This is a genomic window from Paenibacillus sp. FSL H8-0332, assembly GCF_037963835.1.
GTDB lineage: Bacteria > Bacillota > Bacilli > Paenibacillales > Paenibacillaceae > Paenibacillus_AQ > Paenibacillus_AQ rhizoplanae.
In genome coordinates, this window is sequence record NZ_CP150145.1 from 5,072,271 (window position 1) to 5,087,601 (window position 15,331).

The following is a 15,331-nucleotide window of genomic DNA, read 5'->3' on the forward strand; positions in this document are numbered from 1 at the left end:
ATCCTATATTACCCATTCCGCATTCCAAAATATCTCTTTTAAGTTGTTCTCTTTACATTTTTAGAAGAAATTCGACTACAAGTCAATATATCTTCGTTTAACTCTCTTCCTATTTAATTTAGCTAATAAGTGATTGATAGAGCCTGAGCCCCTTCTGCTCACGGCTCTATAGAATAGCATACCTTACAGCTTCCCCCGGTAATCCTGGGGCGTCATGCCGAACTGCTCCTTAAACACTTTGATGAAATATTGGCTGTTGGCGTAGCCGAGCTGCTCGGAGATCTCATAGATTTTCAGTTCGGAATCCCGGAGGCTTGCTACGGCCTGCTCCATCTTCCTATTCAGGATATACTCACTGATGCTGATCCCGCTGACCTGCTTGAACAGTCTGGAGACATATGCCGGATGGAGCGAGACCGCGTCCGCAACGAATTGCTGGCTGGCCTCTGCCAGATTAGCCGCGATACAGCTCTGCATCTCCTTGACGATGCCCATCCGATTATTCTGTGTATCCCGTTCGAGCTTGCCCTGCAGGGTATCCACCAGCGCCTCACCCCAGCTGACCAGTTGGGACATGGAACGGAAGAGAGTCTTATCCAGCAGCTCCCGCCCGACCAGATCGGACAGCAGGCTATGATTCTTATGGGCAATATAGTGAAAGGAGCCGAGAATCATGGTGCGGATCTCCTCAATATATTCTTCATTATAGGCCGGAAGGCTGTTGCTGAGCTCTCTCATCTGCTGCAGCCGTTCCTTATACCCCTGCCACTGGCCGGTCTCCAGCAGATGCATCAGTGTCGGAGAAGCATATAAGTCCTTGAGCGGCTGGACCGGCGAGCTCTTCTGCTTGTCTGTCAAGGAGATGAAATAGCCCTGGTCATTGCCCACTTGCTGTCTTAACGCCGACTGGGAATCCTCATACATGGCGCGGAGATCCAGCGGGAATTCGCCCGGGTAGGACAGAATCACCGAGATTCCACCATTCAGATATTCATTCACACTGCTGTGCAGCTGATGGGTATTATGGGTTAGCTGCTTCAGAATCTTGCCCTGGTCAACCGCCCCAGCTTCATTGCTCTTCACAATAAACACCAGGTTCTCGTAAGCATCCCGGCCATGCCACATCTCGAAGCAAGGGCCCAGCAGCTCGCAGGCAATGTTCGTCACCGCGTATTCAAAGAGCAATTGGCTATCCAGCCCGAAGTTCGTGAAATGCTCCTCCAGACGGATCAGAATCAGGAAGACCCGGTCGTTCACTTGAAAATCGATCTGATACCCGCTCAGCTTGTCCTTCAGCCGTTCCTGCGGATAAGACTTGCCCTGAATCAGCTCGGCCAGCAGCTTATCCTTCAGCGCCGGAAGATGCTCACGGAAGGCCAGCATCGCCTGCTCATAAGATGCCGTCCGGTCGATTTCCTTCTTAATAGTCTTAATTGTGCTCTCCAGAGCCGTCCGCAGCTTCTCATGATCCAGCGGCTTGACGAGATACTCTACCACCCCATACTGGAGGGCTTCCCTTGCATATTCGAACTCGGCATAGCCGGTTAGCAGAATACACTTGATTCTCCGGTGGGTCCCCCGTACCTGCTTCACCAGCTCCAGCCCGCTCATCCCCGGCATGGCAATATCCGTAATGACTATATCCACCGGGTATTGCCCGATCATCTGCATGGCCTGGGCGCCGGAGTAGGCTTTGTATACTTTGTCAATCCCGAAGTCCTGCCATGGAAAAGCAAGCTCCAGATCATCTACGACATATTGTTCGTCATCTACCAGCAGAATTTGCAGAATGAGCTTCTCCCTCCTTTTCAATCCGAATCCGGTAACAGGTGCCTTCGGACAGCACGGAGTCTACGGATAACCCGGAGTCTTTGCCAAAATACAAGCGCAGCCGCTGATTCACATTCCTTAGCCCCGTTCCGAGCTGTTCATTGCTGATAATATTATCCTCGATATGGCGGCGGACCGCGCCGAGCCGTTCCTCCGTCATGCCGATTCCGTTATCCTTCACGGTAATCAGAAGATACGAATCCACTTCTTCCGCTGTGATCGAGATAATTCCGGGCCTTAAGTTCGGTTCAATTCCATGCTTAATACAATTCTCAACGAGCGGCTGCAGAATCATCCTTGGCAACCGGTATCTGCCCGCCTCTGCCGTGACACCGAACTCGAAGGTGATTTCTTTTTTGCGCAGATGTACTATATGAAGATAATGCTCTACAAATTCCAGCTCATCCTGAAGGGAAGACTCCAGCTGTTCGATCTTGTGAATATACCGGCAGTACGAGGCCAGATGAAGCGTCATCGCGGTCACCGCCTGATAGTCTTCAATGCTGGCTTTGCTCTGGATGAAATTCAGGCAGTTATACAGAAAATGCGGATTAATCTGCGCCTGATACTGCTTCAGCTTCGCTTCCTTGACTTCAATCTCGCCCAGCAAGACCTGTTCAATCAGAATCTGGGTATTCTCGGCCATCCGGTTAAAAGAATTGCCAAGCACCTTGAACTCATTGACCTGCAGATCGACGGCACGGCTGGAAAAGTCGCCCCGGTCGAACCGGTCAATCGCCTTCCGTAGCATGATCACAGGCTTCTGGACCTGCTTGCGGAGCAGCAGTGTGTAGAACATAATGCCAACCAGCACTACCAGCACCGCATACAGGAACAGCCGGTTATTGCGGTTAATCGGTTCGATATACTGGCGCTTGGGATAGGCATCAATGAAATACAAATCCAGCATGTCCGACTTCATATAGTTAATCTGATACTCTGTACGGTTCACTGTAGCGGAGATTGTGCCCCGGTTCCCGCTGATCCCAGGGCTGATCGACTGTAACAGCTCCTGCGGAAACGCCGCCCCCGGCTGGATAAAGGCCCGCTCAGAGGCATCGTATAACAGCGGCATACCGGAGACATACTGATCCATCATTTTCACCAGATTATCCAGAGAAATCCTGACTTCAATTAACAGCGAGCTGATATGACTGCGCATGATGTTGGAGTAATATCCCTTGCCTTCCTTATCCGTGTGCAGCACCCAGCGGTTCCGCGCCTGCTCCGGGGGACTGAAGGTGCTGAAGGAGAAGGAGGAATCTGAGGATACCGTCTCTTTCTCATCCTCATAATACAGAATCACTGTATTCTTCCAGGAGGTAGAGGCCGTGTTCAGGGCCAGCTTATCGATGATGGTCAGCTTCATCTCATATTTGGAATATTGATCCCCGAACTTCAGAATATAAGGATATCCACGCACAGACTGGTCCTGTGACAAAGTAATGGTATTTGTCAGCACCTGTTCAAATTGCGTGGATAGCTGGGAGGTCATGAATTCAACCTCGTACATTTTGTTTTTTCTCAGCTCATTCTGAATGTCCTTCACGTTCAGCCGGTAGATGAGCCAAAACGCACCTACAATGATCAGCAGCATCAGCATCAGGACAAACGACAGCCACTGAAAGATAGACAGACGATATTTCACATTGCCCTCCTCCAAATGAAAGGACGGCCTAGGGGCCGCCCTTATTCTTTATATCTTTATTTCTGCAGAGATTGATACCATTCATTGACCTCTGTGGTCACTTTGTCGCCGCCTGTAGTTTTCCATTTCTCTACAAAGGTATCGAATTCGTCTACCGGCGCTTTGTCATAAATAATTTTGTTCAGAATTTCCTTCTCCAGCTTCTCCAGCATATCTCCACGGGCGAGCTGAGTTTCAGTAGGTGTACCTGTGAACATCTCAGGCATTACACTGTCCTTCTGGTCGACGATGATCTTAGCTGCTAAGATCTGCTCAGGAATACGCTCGGACAGATTCTTCTCATACTGGTTAGCAGGCTCAGCACCGCCGGCCAGCTTGGCCAGTGTATTCATCATCAGGTTAGGAATAATGGCTCCATCGTAAGTCAGAGTATAACGGATCGCATCCACCCAGCCGCCTGGAATCTTATCCGTATCCTGCTCTTTCAGGACGGTTCCGTCTTCAGCGATATCATAATCGTAGCCTTTGGCGAAGCCGTTCACGAAGGTTGTGCTGTCCGGGTTGGCCCAGTTATCAAACAGATAGTTCTGGTAGACGAAGAATGCGTCTTTATGCTCCATATCCTTGTTGATCAATACAGCACCGGAGGCGATCTTCGTGCCGTGTCTGCCAACCTTGCCATCCGGGCCTGCCGGAAGCGGATAAGCCTTATGCACTGCACCTGGAACGTTCTTCTGCAGATCCGGCAGCGGCCAGCCTGTCATCCAGTAAGGGCCGACAATGATACCGGATTTGCCTGCTGTAAAAGCTTCTGTTGCTTTGTTCTCATCATACAGACCGGATTCGGAGGAGATATAGCCTGCCTTCATCCATTTCTGCATCGTTGCCAGACCTTCCTTCATCTCCGGCTGAACAGAACCGTAAGCGAGTTGGTTGTCCGCTGTCTTGTTCCACTGGTTAGGCATAGCGCCGAACATCCCGAAGACCCATCCGGCTTCCGACATCCATGTGTTCAGGTTGTTTTTGAAGCCTACAGCCAGTCCCGTTGTATCCTTCTTGCCGTTGCCGTCAGGGTCCTGGTTCGTGAACGCATCCAGCACAGTTTCCAGCTCAGCCAGATTCGTCGGAGCCTTAAGGTTCAGCTTCTTCAGCCAATCCTCACGGATATACATAACCGGATCATTATTATAAGCGTTTTCCAGAATCGGGATACCCATACGCTTGCCGTCTCTCATGTAGGGATTCCATACGGTTGGCTCTTCGGCCATCGCTTTTTTGTAGATATCGGAAGCATATTTGTCGAACAATTCGCCCGCATCGGTGAACTGGCCGCTGTCAATCAGATCGGAGATCAGGGAAGGACTGCCACGGAAAGAGATGATGTCCGGCATTTTCTCACCTGAGGTCAGCATCAGGCGCAGCTTGGTTTCATAGGCGTTGTTCTGGTCACTTACGGTCCAGAGATACTTGATGTCAATGCCCAGCGTATCCTTGGCCCATTTGGTGTGCACGTTATTTTCAATATTTTCGCCATTCTTGAATTTCAGGCTGCTTGCGATGGGAAATACCGTTGAAATGGTTACCGGTTCTGTATATTTGCCATTCTCAAAGGGAGCCGAATACATAGCGTCTTCGCTTGCTGCCGGCTTGTTGTCCCCTTCTGCCTTCTTGTTGTCAGCATTTCCGCCGCATCCGGCCAGCAAGCTGCCCAGCATGACTGTGGATAACACTGCCGCCGCAGAGAATTTCATTTTCTTTATCATTTAATCTTGCACCCCTTTAATTAAAATTTAATCATATTAATTATATGAGTCAATCTTTTTTCGCTTCCAGCGCGTGCATCACCCCCTTTAAGTAGGAAGGACGGCTATTCCTTAACCGCCCCGAGGACAATTCCCTTCACGAAGAAACGCTGCAGGAATGGATACACGATGAGGATCGGTGCCATCCCGATGAAGATCTGAGCGGCTTTGACCGTTCTTTGCGAGATATTCTCCAGATCCTCCGGCCGTACGGTCACCTTACTGAAGTCCTGCTGGACAATGACCGACTGCAGGAAGGTCGCCAGCGGATAGTTGCGGTGATCCGTCATATACAGCAGTCCGTCGAACCAGGAGTTCCAGTGACCGACAATCGTGAACAGTGACAGTGTCGCAATGGCCGGCATGGATACCGGGAGATACACGCTGAACAGTGTTCTGAAATGACCTGCGCCGTCGATGAAGGCGGCTTCTTCCATTTCTTTGGGCACGGCCCGGAAGAAGTTAAGCAGCAGAATGATATTCCATACCGAGACGGCACCCGGCAGAATCAGTACCCATAAGGAGTTCATCAGGTGCAGCTTCTGGATCAGAATGTACATCGGCACCAGACCGCCGCTGAACAGCATGGTGAAGACCAGCAGCCAGATATACATGTTCCGGCGTCTGAACCGGGCGTTCTCTTTGGACAGCGCATAGGCGGCCAGAATGACTATTCCCATGCTAAACAGAGTGCCCAGCACCGTGCGCTGCAGCGTCACCCAGATGGACCGGATGAAATTCTCGTTGGCGACGGTCTTGGTATATGCGTCCACTGTGAAATCTACCGGCCACAGACCCACCAGATTGGCATTGGCTGCCGATTTCCCGCTGAACGATACAGCAAGCACGTGAATCAGCGGGACAACACACATGATCGAAACTGCGATCATCAGGATATAGTTGAACACGGTGAAGATGCGGTAAGGTTTTGTTTTATGATACATGCCCTATTAGCCTCCATTCTAGAAAATACGGTAGTTAGCAAATTTATACGAAAGGCGGTAAGCTGTTACGATCAAGACAAAGCTGACAACGGATTTGAACAATCCGACCGCTGTGGAGAAGCTGAACTTACCGTCAACAATTCCTAGTCTGTAGACAAATGTATCGATGATGTCCCCTTTATCGAAGACAAGCGCGTTATACAGGTTGAAGATCTGATCAAAGCCTCCGTTAAGCACGTTACCAAGCGCCAGTGTTCCTACCACAATGGTAATCGGCAACATGGCCGGCATCGTAATAGACCATGTTTGCTGCCAGCGTCCTGCTCCGTCTACCTCAGCAGCTTCATAAAGTGCCGGGTTAATTCCCGCCAGGGAGGCCAGGAAGACGATGGTGTTGAAGCCGAACTCTTTCCAGACATCACTCACTACAACGACAAACCGGAACCAGTTCCCGTCACCCAGGAAGAAGATCGGCTGGATGCCGAATACACTGACCAGCACCTGGTTGATCAGGCCGCCGTCTCTGGCCAGCAGGTCGGAGAGGATACCGCCCAGGATCACCCATGACAGGAAGTGGGGCATATAGACAATGGTTTGTACCATTTTTTTGAATGCCATCTTGCGGATCTCATTCAGCAGCAGTGCGAATAAGAAGGGAACGATCAGGTTAGCGATCATTTTCAGACCGGCAATAATCAGTGTGTTCCAGATGATCTGAACGTTCTCGGGAATACTGAACAGATATTCAAAATGCTCCAGCCCCACCCACTTGGAGGCATTGAACCCTAAGCCCGGCTTGTAATTCTTGAAGGCAATCGCAAGGCCTGTCATTGGAATGTAGGCGAAGATCAAGGTAAGGATCAATGCCGGCAGAACCATCAGATCGAGACTAATCGTCGATTTCCATTTCGATTTTTTTCGGGGACTCCCCGCATTTACATCCAGTTTCTCGCCTTTTACGCTGGCTGGCGTAACCAAGTTTTTCATGCTTCTGCTCCCCTTTGCTGGTCAACGTGTATCCGTTTACTTTGTTTATAAATTAATAATACCTAGCCGGACATGACAGATACATGATAAATACAAAGCATCGATAACAAAATGATAACTATGTTAAGCGGGGTCAAGGTTACTACAAAAGGACAATCCGTTACGGACATGACATCGTGGATTCTAGCTTAGAATAGGTTCAAACAACTTCAAACAGCAATGAGAAACTTCGGCAACTCTGAGGTACCCCGGCAACATCGAGTAACTTCCAGTTGTGCCGCCGTCCAAACGATGGTTGCACAGCCTACTACAGAATTAGTTGGAAAAATGTATCTTAATTTAGCCGGTTTGGAGCTTTTGAGGAAATTAGGTGGATTTATGCTATTTATTTTTGTGAAATTCTTCTTTTTGTTCCGACCCCGGCGTAACAAGTGCCTTTTTTCCACCTATTGTCTGGCCGGGTCTCTTCCGCGCGCGAACAAGTGCCCAAAATCCCACTATTTCCTGACGCAGAAGTCAGACTACGCGGGCAATGCAGATAAAACAGTCCCCCAAAGCAGACATCGCAGGCATGTTACTCCCATCACTAACATCCACCCGCTCCAGGCACTACTCTCCAATCATCAATGTCCAACCGCTCCAAGCGGCTCACTCTCCCCATTGACATCCACTCGTTCATACCGACACTCTCCATCCTTCGATTGTCCTCCCACATGGTACGCTCCCTCTATCCCAATACAAAAAGCAGCGGGTCCCCCTTATCGGGAGAACCGCTGCTCGATGAATGCTATATACTCGCGGACATGAATCTACTGATTGAGGCTGATTATCCGGTACACTACCACAGCAGCCTGTTCCTTGGTCATCTGGGCCTTCGGCAGGAAGTTGCCGCTGCGCGCGCCTTGGATGACTCCGGCAGCCCGCAGCTTCTCAATAGCGCCTGAAGCTTCCGCGCTCAACTGGTTCAGATCTTTGAAGCTTTGAACAGCAGCGGAATCGCCCTTCAGCATGATCTGCTCCAGCTGGACGAGCCGGTTCAACATGACCGCCATTTCTTGACGGCTGAGTGTATCGTTGGGACTGTAAAGTCCGTCCGCTCTACCTTTTACAATGCCTAAAGCTCCAGCAATGTGGATAGCCTCGGCATATGGGGAATTCGTACCGACATCCTTGAAGCCTGGAGCGGCTGCGGCAGCTTGAAGGTCAAAAGCATCGACCAGCAGCTGGGCAAATTCCGCCCGGTTCATCAATACCCCCGTCTCATAGGAAGCCTCTGCTCCCAGAGGAAGTATTCCTTTTGCAACCAGAGCTTCAACGCTCTCGGCAGCCCAGTTGCTGCCCTTGTGATCCGGCAGCTTCACTGTTGCAGCTGCATATTGTCCAAACTCCTTGGTCTTAAAGGAGACATAGCCTGTAGCCGGATCATATTGACGATCCTTCACAACTGCAAGCTTGCCATTCTCCAGCACCCGGTAGACCGCAAGCTGGTGCGCCCGCTCGCCTGACTTAAGCTCATAAGGCAGCAGCAGGGTAAGCGCAGCAGCGTCAACCGCTGTAATCTTGGCTCCATGGATAGCAAGCGAGAAGTCAAGTACTGCCGCTCCATCCAAGCGGGTCTTCACCGCTGCCGGCCAGCCGTCCTGGCCCACACGCTTCACGTGAAGCTGAAGAACATCCCCGGCCTGCGTATCCTGCAATTTCAGCAGCTGTGTGTTCAGGCTCAGCACTGCCCCGAAGCTGCTCTCCATTTGAATCTCCTTAATCTTCGGCTGTGCGGCCAGACTCTGCAGCGGAAGCTTAAGCTGCAGCGCTGCGGCTCCAGAGGCAGGCTTAACGGCAATCTTCAGAATGCCGCTGTCCAGCGACTGAAGCACGGCCTGACTTACTGCATCCGGCGTGAGATCAACATTCAGCATTCCAGCCTTATCCGGGGATGGCTGAACGGTAAGCTTGCCGTCCGTGAAGACCGCTGCCGGAGCAGGTGACTTCACAGATGGTGCAGAGCCAGGCGATGGAGACGAAGAAGTGCTATCTGTAGGGGTTGGCGGTGCCGCCTCAGGCGCCACAAAGGTCAAAATCCCGAAATTGGAGGTATCCCGCCACGTATCCTCGCCCCTGTCATTCCATTTACTCGTACTGCGGGTGCCATCGCCCCGATCATCATTGATCTGGAGATCAAGCCCGATAGAGCTTCCCGCCAATGCCTTGATGGTGCCGAAATTTATCTTAGCTTCGACGCGGTACCCGGTGTCCGTATGGACCACAGCGCTGGTCAATCTGCTGTCCGAGGCTCCTCCGCCAAAGGAGGCCACATTATTAATATTAATCCGGTATTGGCCGTCATCTCCCTCATAATACGGGGTTCTGCTGAAATTCTCATCGATGAAGATCTCCACGGAATCCTGGTCCCATGGATTCGCGGCATCCGCCTTCAGCAAGGCGTCCTTCACATCTACGATCAGATAGAGGCTGTCCTCCGTCCACATCGATCTGGCTTCTGCGGTGGTGCTGTAAGGCGCGGCAGACATTTTCACCTGAAAAGGCTTCGCCTTCTCCCACTGCGCATCCATCTGTCCGTCAATCTTCACCTGACCCTTCAGCGATTCCGCTGAATTAGGCATTGCAGAGAGCCTGAGAACCCCGTAATGGCTGGTGTCTGTGTCCTGGGACCGGCTTCTGTCATTCCAGTAGGCAGGAACAGCACCCGCAGCACCGGCATCACTGACACGGATATCGAGACCCAGCTCCGCACCTGCGGCACCCTTGACGGTTACGAGCGGAATTCGCGCTTCAATGATATAACCGACCTCACGTTCTGTGCTGGTGAAGCTGACTCCCTCGGTCCCGGGGCCCGAACGCGGCAAGCTGATCTTGCGGTCATCCGGCTGATAGGCCGTGGTCTTCCCATTGTTCTCATCCAGGAAAAGCTCAACCTTGTCTTCCCCGTTCAGACTTGCATCGGTAACGTCTACCTTCACATACAGGTTATCTGTATCCCAGAGCGTATGAACCTTGGCCGTTACTGTACTGCCCTGTTCCAGTGAAATCCCTGCTGTTTTACTCCACAGGGCTTTCCCGGCTGCGCCTGCCTGAGGCGTACCCTCAAGCGCCACGGCTACATTGTGAATGGCCGGCAGCTTGGACGGGTCCACCGCCCCCCAGAAAGCAGGCTTCGCCTTCAGCTGCTCATCGAACAGCATGGCATGGTTGTTGTAGCTTTTCTCATCCTGCACGCCCCAAATGGAGACCGAGGAAATCGTGTCCTTGTACTTCTTGTAGAGCTCAAACAGATCATTATAGCGTTTGCCCTGCCGCGCAGCGATATCTGCTGGCAGCGGAGCAGAAGGGCTGATGCCCGAATCTACGTCCAGCTCAGTGATTTGAATGTCCAGATCAAGCTGCGAGAATTGCTGAATCGTCTTTTCAATCTCCGAAATGGAGGGGGAGAACAGTCCGTGATGAGACTGGAGGCCCACGCCGTCAATCAGCTTCTTCGCCTTGAGCGTCTTCAGCAGCTTGTAGATATGCTCACGCTTTTCCGGTACCTCTGTGTAATAATCATTGTAATAGAGCTTCGCTTCCGGGTCCGCCGCACGGGCGAATTCGAACGCCTTCTCGATATAATCCGGGCCGATCAGGGTGTACCAAGGTGTTATTCTCATGCCATCCGGACCGCCGCCATTGTCGGCAATCGCTTCGTTCACTACATCCCAGGCATAGATTTTGCCCTTATAGCGGTGCATAACGGTCTCGATATAACTTTGCAGACGCGTAAGCAGCAGCTCTCTGCTGGCCGGCTGGCCGTCAGGACCCGTGAACATCCACTCCGCAGCATCGGTGTGCCACAGCAGCGCGTGTCCGCGAAGTCCCATTCCGTTCGCCTGGGCAAAATTCACATATTTATCCGCCCCGTCGAACACATAAGTGCCCTCGGAAGGCGCAAGGAATTTGGGCTTCATTTCATAGGTGGCTGTGATGCTGTTGAAATGCTTCTTCAGCAGTTCCCCATAGACCCCTTCCATCTGCCAGGAGTAGGCAGCGGCACCAATAGCGAAGTCGTTCGCATAGATGTCTTTTAGCGCAGGAATATCCTGTTCAATGCTCATCTCAGGCGCAGGCTGGGCAACCACATCATCTACATAAAAAGATAACGTATCAACAGTCTCCTCTGTAATATAAGGAGTCTCCACGAACAGGTTCACCTCAGACGGCTGGTCGCTGTACTGGAAAGTCCCCTTCAGCAGATGCCATTGATCCCACTGATCGGCCTTAATGTCAACCTTATCAATCGCATTCCAGCTCTCGGAGCCGGCCTTCTTATACACCGTCATCTGCAGACTTTTGTCGGCCTCCGGCTTCTCCTTCAGGCGGACATACAGCGAGAACTGGTAGCTCTTGCCCGGCCGCAGATGCTCCTTCACACTCAGGCTTGGCCCATGGAAGCTGCGCTCTCTCCCCTCTACCAGCATACTGTGAGTTCCGGTATTAGCCGTATCCTGACTCACCGACAACGATTCCGGGCCAATCCGGTTCTTCCAGCCCTGAAGCGTTCCGTCTTCAAAATCCGTACGCAGCCCTTCCTCCCCCTCCGGGACTTCAGCTGCTGCGATGGTAATCTTGATATCATCCACGTAGAATGCGGTTCCTGCTGCGGCTTCTGCATAAATCTCCGTGAAGCCTACCTTATCGCCTGTAATAAAAGTACCTTCCAGATACGTCCAGTCCCCGGACCACTTCGCTCCGCTAAGTTCCGCTACAAGCGTCCAGTCCTCTTTTTCGCCGATTTTGGTATGTACCGTGAATTTGACCGGCGCCGGAGATTTCACCCATGCTCCCACGGTGTAGGCTGTGTTCGGAGTCATGTGGTCCGTCAGAACCTGATTGGGCCCTTCCCAATCCTTGGTCCGGCCATCCACGTACAAACTGTAGGAGCCTCCATGATAGACCTCCTTCGTTACTGTAAGCTGTTCGTCGCCTTTCTTGGTCCAGCCTTGTGCGGTGCCGTCCTCATAGTCCGAAGCAAGAACAACTGCCGGGCCTCCCTCAGCGGCAGCATAGACCGGTGTCCGCATCGGCAGCACCGAAGCCGCGAAGACGACCAGCGCCAGCGCGAGGCTCATCATTCGTTTACGCTTGAGCATCTGTACCCTCCTAATTTTCATCTTAATTAAGCGCTTACATAATGAATTATAGCTGATTGGAAATCGTTTACAAATAACAATTTGATAGGATTGATAACAAAATGATAAGCAGAGCGGGAAAAATTAGCTTGCTGCGCCTGTCGCCCGCTCCCCTTGCGCCAGCACATGTTGCGCTGTAGTCGGTTTTCCGATTACATTCGGCCAGCACAGCACCATCCGGCGCAATGTAGTCGGTTTTCCGATTACATTTGGTCCGCACAGCACCATCCGGCGCAATGTAGTCGGTTTTCCGATTACATTTGGTCCGCACAGCACCATCCGGCGCAATGTAGTCGGTTTTCCGATTACATTCGGTCCGCACACCTCCGCTGCCGCCATTGTGTTCGGTTTTCCGCATACATCGCGGCCCCTCGTTTACCATCCGGTCAATGTCCAATACAACGCAAAAAAAACAGCACACTCCATCCATCTGAAGTGTGCTGCAAACTGTACAGTCTATGATTCACTCTCCTTATTTACTTCGCCTGCTTCACTCCGCATACCGTACAACGACACGTTCCCCAGCCTGCATCTCAATACTCACCTGCCCGTCCGAATCCGGCTCTACCAGTTGCCGTTCTTCTCCGCGCGTAATCTCCAGAGGGCGTTCTGCCAGAACCCGGCAGACTCCCCCGAGATGAGCGGTAACCTCCGCTTGCCCGAGAACGCCAGCGCTCCAGGCCAGGTTCACCTCATAGCCGCCGCGGGCGCGTAGTCCCTTCACCCGTCCTTCGCTCCAGCTTGAAGGCAGGGCGGGCAGAAGCTCCAGAACTCCCTGGTGGGATTGCAGCAGCATCTCGGCAATACCGGCTGTAGCCGCGAAGTTCCCGTCAATCTGGAACGGCGGATGAGCGTCGAACAGGTTCGGATAGACCCCGCCGCGTTCATTGTTAACGGCCTCCGGCTGAACCAGCGTCAGCAGGTTGGAGATCAGCTGCTTGGCGCGGTCACCCTGTCTGAATCTGGCCCATAGTCCGATTTTCCAGCCCAGACTCCAGCCGGTTCCACCGTCTCCGCGAATCTCAAGCGAGGTTCTTGCTGCTTCATACAGCTCGGGAGCTAACTTCTCCGTGATCGACCTGCCGGGGTAGACCCCGACCAGATGGGAGACATGGCGGTGATGCACATCCTCATCCTCCATATCCGCCGACCATTCCTGAAGCCGGCCTCCGGCACCCACCTTGAGCGGCAGCAGCCGTGCGCGGGCGGTCTCCAGCTCAGCTGCGAACTCCCCGTCCAGCTCAAGCAATCCGGCTGCAAGGCTGCAGTTCGTGAACAGCTCCGCGATCAGCGACAGATCCATGGTTGCCGCTTCGCTGACGGCATACTTCTTGCCGCCGTCTACGATTTTGTGCTCAGGAGAAGTGGATGGTGAGGTAATCAGGTGCCCCTCCGGGTTCTCAATCAGCCAATCCAGGCAGAACAAGGCCGCTTCCTTCATCACCGGATACGCGGTCTCCCGCAGATAAGACAGATCGCCGCTGAAGGCATAATGCTCCCACAAATGCTGGGTAAGCCATACCCCGCCCATCGCCCAGGATGCCCAGACCGGATCTCCGTCGCCGTAGCCGCCAACGGGAGCCGACTGCGCCCAGAGATCGGCGTTATGATGGGCTACCCAGCCGCGCGCGCCATAGTTAATCCGGGCCGTCTCGCTGCCGTTGACCGCCAGCCTCCGGGTATAGTCAATCAGCGGCTGGTGCAGCTCGGACAGATTGCAGATCTCCGCCGGCCAATAATTCATCTCCGCATTGATATTCAACGTGTAATTACTGCTCCACGGCGCCCGGGTGTCCTGATTCCAGATGCCCTGGAGGTTCGCCGGCTGTGTGCCGGGACGGGAGCTGGCAATCAGCAGATAACGGCCGTAATGGAACAGAAGCTCTACCAGCCCCGGATCATTGCTGCCGTAGGCGGCAATTCTCTGATCGGTCGGCATGCCCTCTGGGGCCAGGCTCTCTCCCAGATGCAGCTCTACCCGGTCAAACAGCTCCCGGTGATCGTCAACATGACGGCTTAGTAGCCCAGCATAAGGCTCATTGATGATCCGCTGTACCGCCCCAGCAGTCTGCTGCCGTACATCATAATCCGCCTTCACTGTACCGGACTGCGCATCGAAGGAGGTTGCCGCACTGAAGTATAGAACCGCTTCCGTTGCGCCGGTAACTTGTATACCATCAGCACTAGCTTCCAGTCGGCCTCCAGTCTGGACCGCAGCCAGACGGCCGTGGAACTTCAGACTCCGGGGGGACTCTCCACCGTAACGAACCGGCTGATCGACTTCGTAATAGTTCGGTGCCACATATTCAGGAGCATGTCCGCTAATCGTGTAGTGCTCTCCATCTGCTTCCGAACGGTGACGGAGCGGACTGTCCAGCTTCGCCCGGAAGCTGAGCCGGTGCGCCTCGCTGGCCGTTAAGCGGACAATGATCGCCTGGTCCGGGTGAGAGGCGAAGACCTCCCGGGTATACCGGACACCACCGATTACATAAGAGACGGTACCTATACCCGTGGACAAGTCCAGCTTCCGGCTATACTCCCCGTCTATGGTCTGCCCGTGCTCCATCGTAAGCAGCAGATCCCCGAACGGCAGATAGGACTGGGCGTAGGGGCCCATCATTTTTTTGCATAGTTCATCCGCTTCTTCATTCCTACCTTCTGCAATCAGCGCCCTAACCTTAGGGAGAACCTCAAGGGCCCCCGGATTATTCCAGTCTGTCTTGTACCCGGACCACAGCGTGTCCTCATTCAGCGCCAGACGCTCCTTCTCAATGCCGCCAAAAATCATGGCTCCCAGCCGTCCGTTCCCCACTGGAAGCGCCTCCACCCAAAAAGTGGCAGGGGTATTAAATGAAATATTCATTGCGCAGCTTACCTCCATACACCGTAATTTCTAATCTGGCTGAACCCTTCCATCCTGATAAATCCTGATAACCCTTT

Annotated in this window: 8 protein-coding genes; all 8 read right to left on the bottom strand. The window is 52.8% G+C overall.

The window, feature by feature from the left end; genetic code table 11:
- Positions 1-183 precede the first annotated feature (183 nt).
- Positions 184-1,812 (bottom strand): response regulator, encoded by a 1,629-nt coding sequence (locus NST43_RS21870; RefSeq protein WP_209988448.1) that lies wholly within the window; start codon positions 1,810-1,812, stop codon positions 184-186.
- Positions 1,766-3,478: a sensor histidine kinase gene (locus tag NST43_RS21875; RefSeq protein ID WP_209988446.1), complete on the bottom strand. Its 1,713-nt coding sequence runs from the start codon at positions 3,476-3,478 to the stop codon at positions 1,766-1,768. The genes NST43_RS21870 and NST43_RS21875 overlap by 47 nt, the downstream gene beginning before the upstream one ends.
- Positions 3,479-3,534: 56 nt before the next feature.
- Positions 3,535-5,241, bottom strand: coding sequence for an extracellular solute-binding protein (locus NST43_RS21880; protein WP_209988442.1), 1,707 nt, complete (start codon positions 5,239-5,241; stop codon positions 3,535-3,537).
- Between the two features lie 104 nt (positions 5,242-5,345).
- Positions 5,346-6,224, bottom strand: a complete 879-nt coding sequence (locus tag NST43_RS21885) for a carbohydrate ABC transporter permease (protein ID WP_209988440.1) — start codon at positions 6,222-6,224, stop codon at positions 5,346-5,348.
- A gap of 18 nt (positions 6,225-6,242) precedes the next feature.
- Positions 6,243-7,103, bottom strand: a complete 861-nt coding sequence (locus NST43_RS21890) for an ABC transporter permease subunit (protein WP_339225495.1) — start codon at positions 7,101-7,103, stop codon at positions 6,243-6,245.
- Positions 7,104-8,020: 917 nt separating this feature from the next.
- Entirely contained in the window at positions 8,021-12,352 is a 4,332-nt protein-coding gene (locus tag NST43_RS21895) for an endo-1,4-beta-xylanase (protein WP_339219360.1), read from the bottom strand.
- 123 nt (positions 12,353-12,475) lie between these two features.
- Positions 12,476-12,730, bottom strand: coding sequence for a hypothetical protein (locus tag NST43_RS21900; RefSeq protein ID WP_339219361.1), 255 nt, complete (start codon positions 12,728-12,730; stop codon positions 12,476-12,478).
- 151 nt (positions 12,731-12,881) lie between these two features.
- Positions 12,882-15,254: a glycoside hydrolase family 95 protein gene (locus NST43_RS21905; RefSeq protein WP_339219362.1), complete on the bottom strand. Its 2,373-nt coding sequence runs from the start codon at positions 15,252-15,254 to the stop codon at positions 12,882-12,884.
- Between the last annotated feature and the right edge of the window lie 77 nt (positions 15,255-15,331).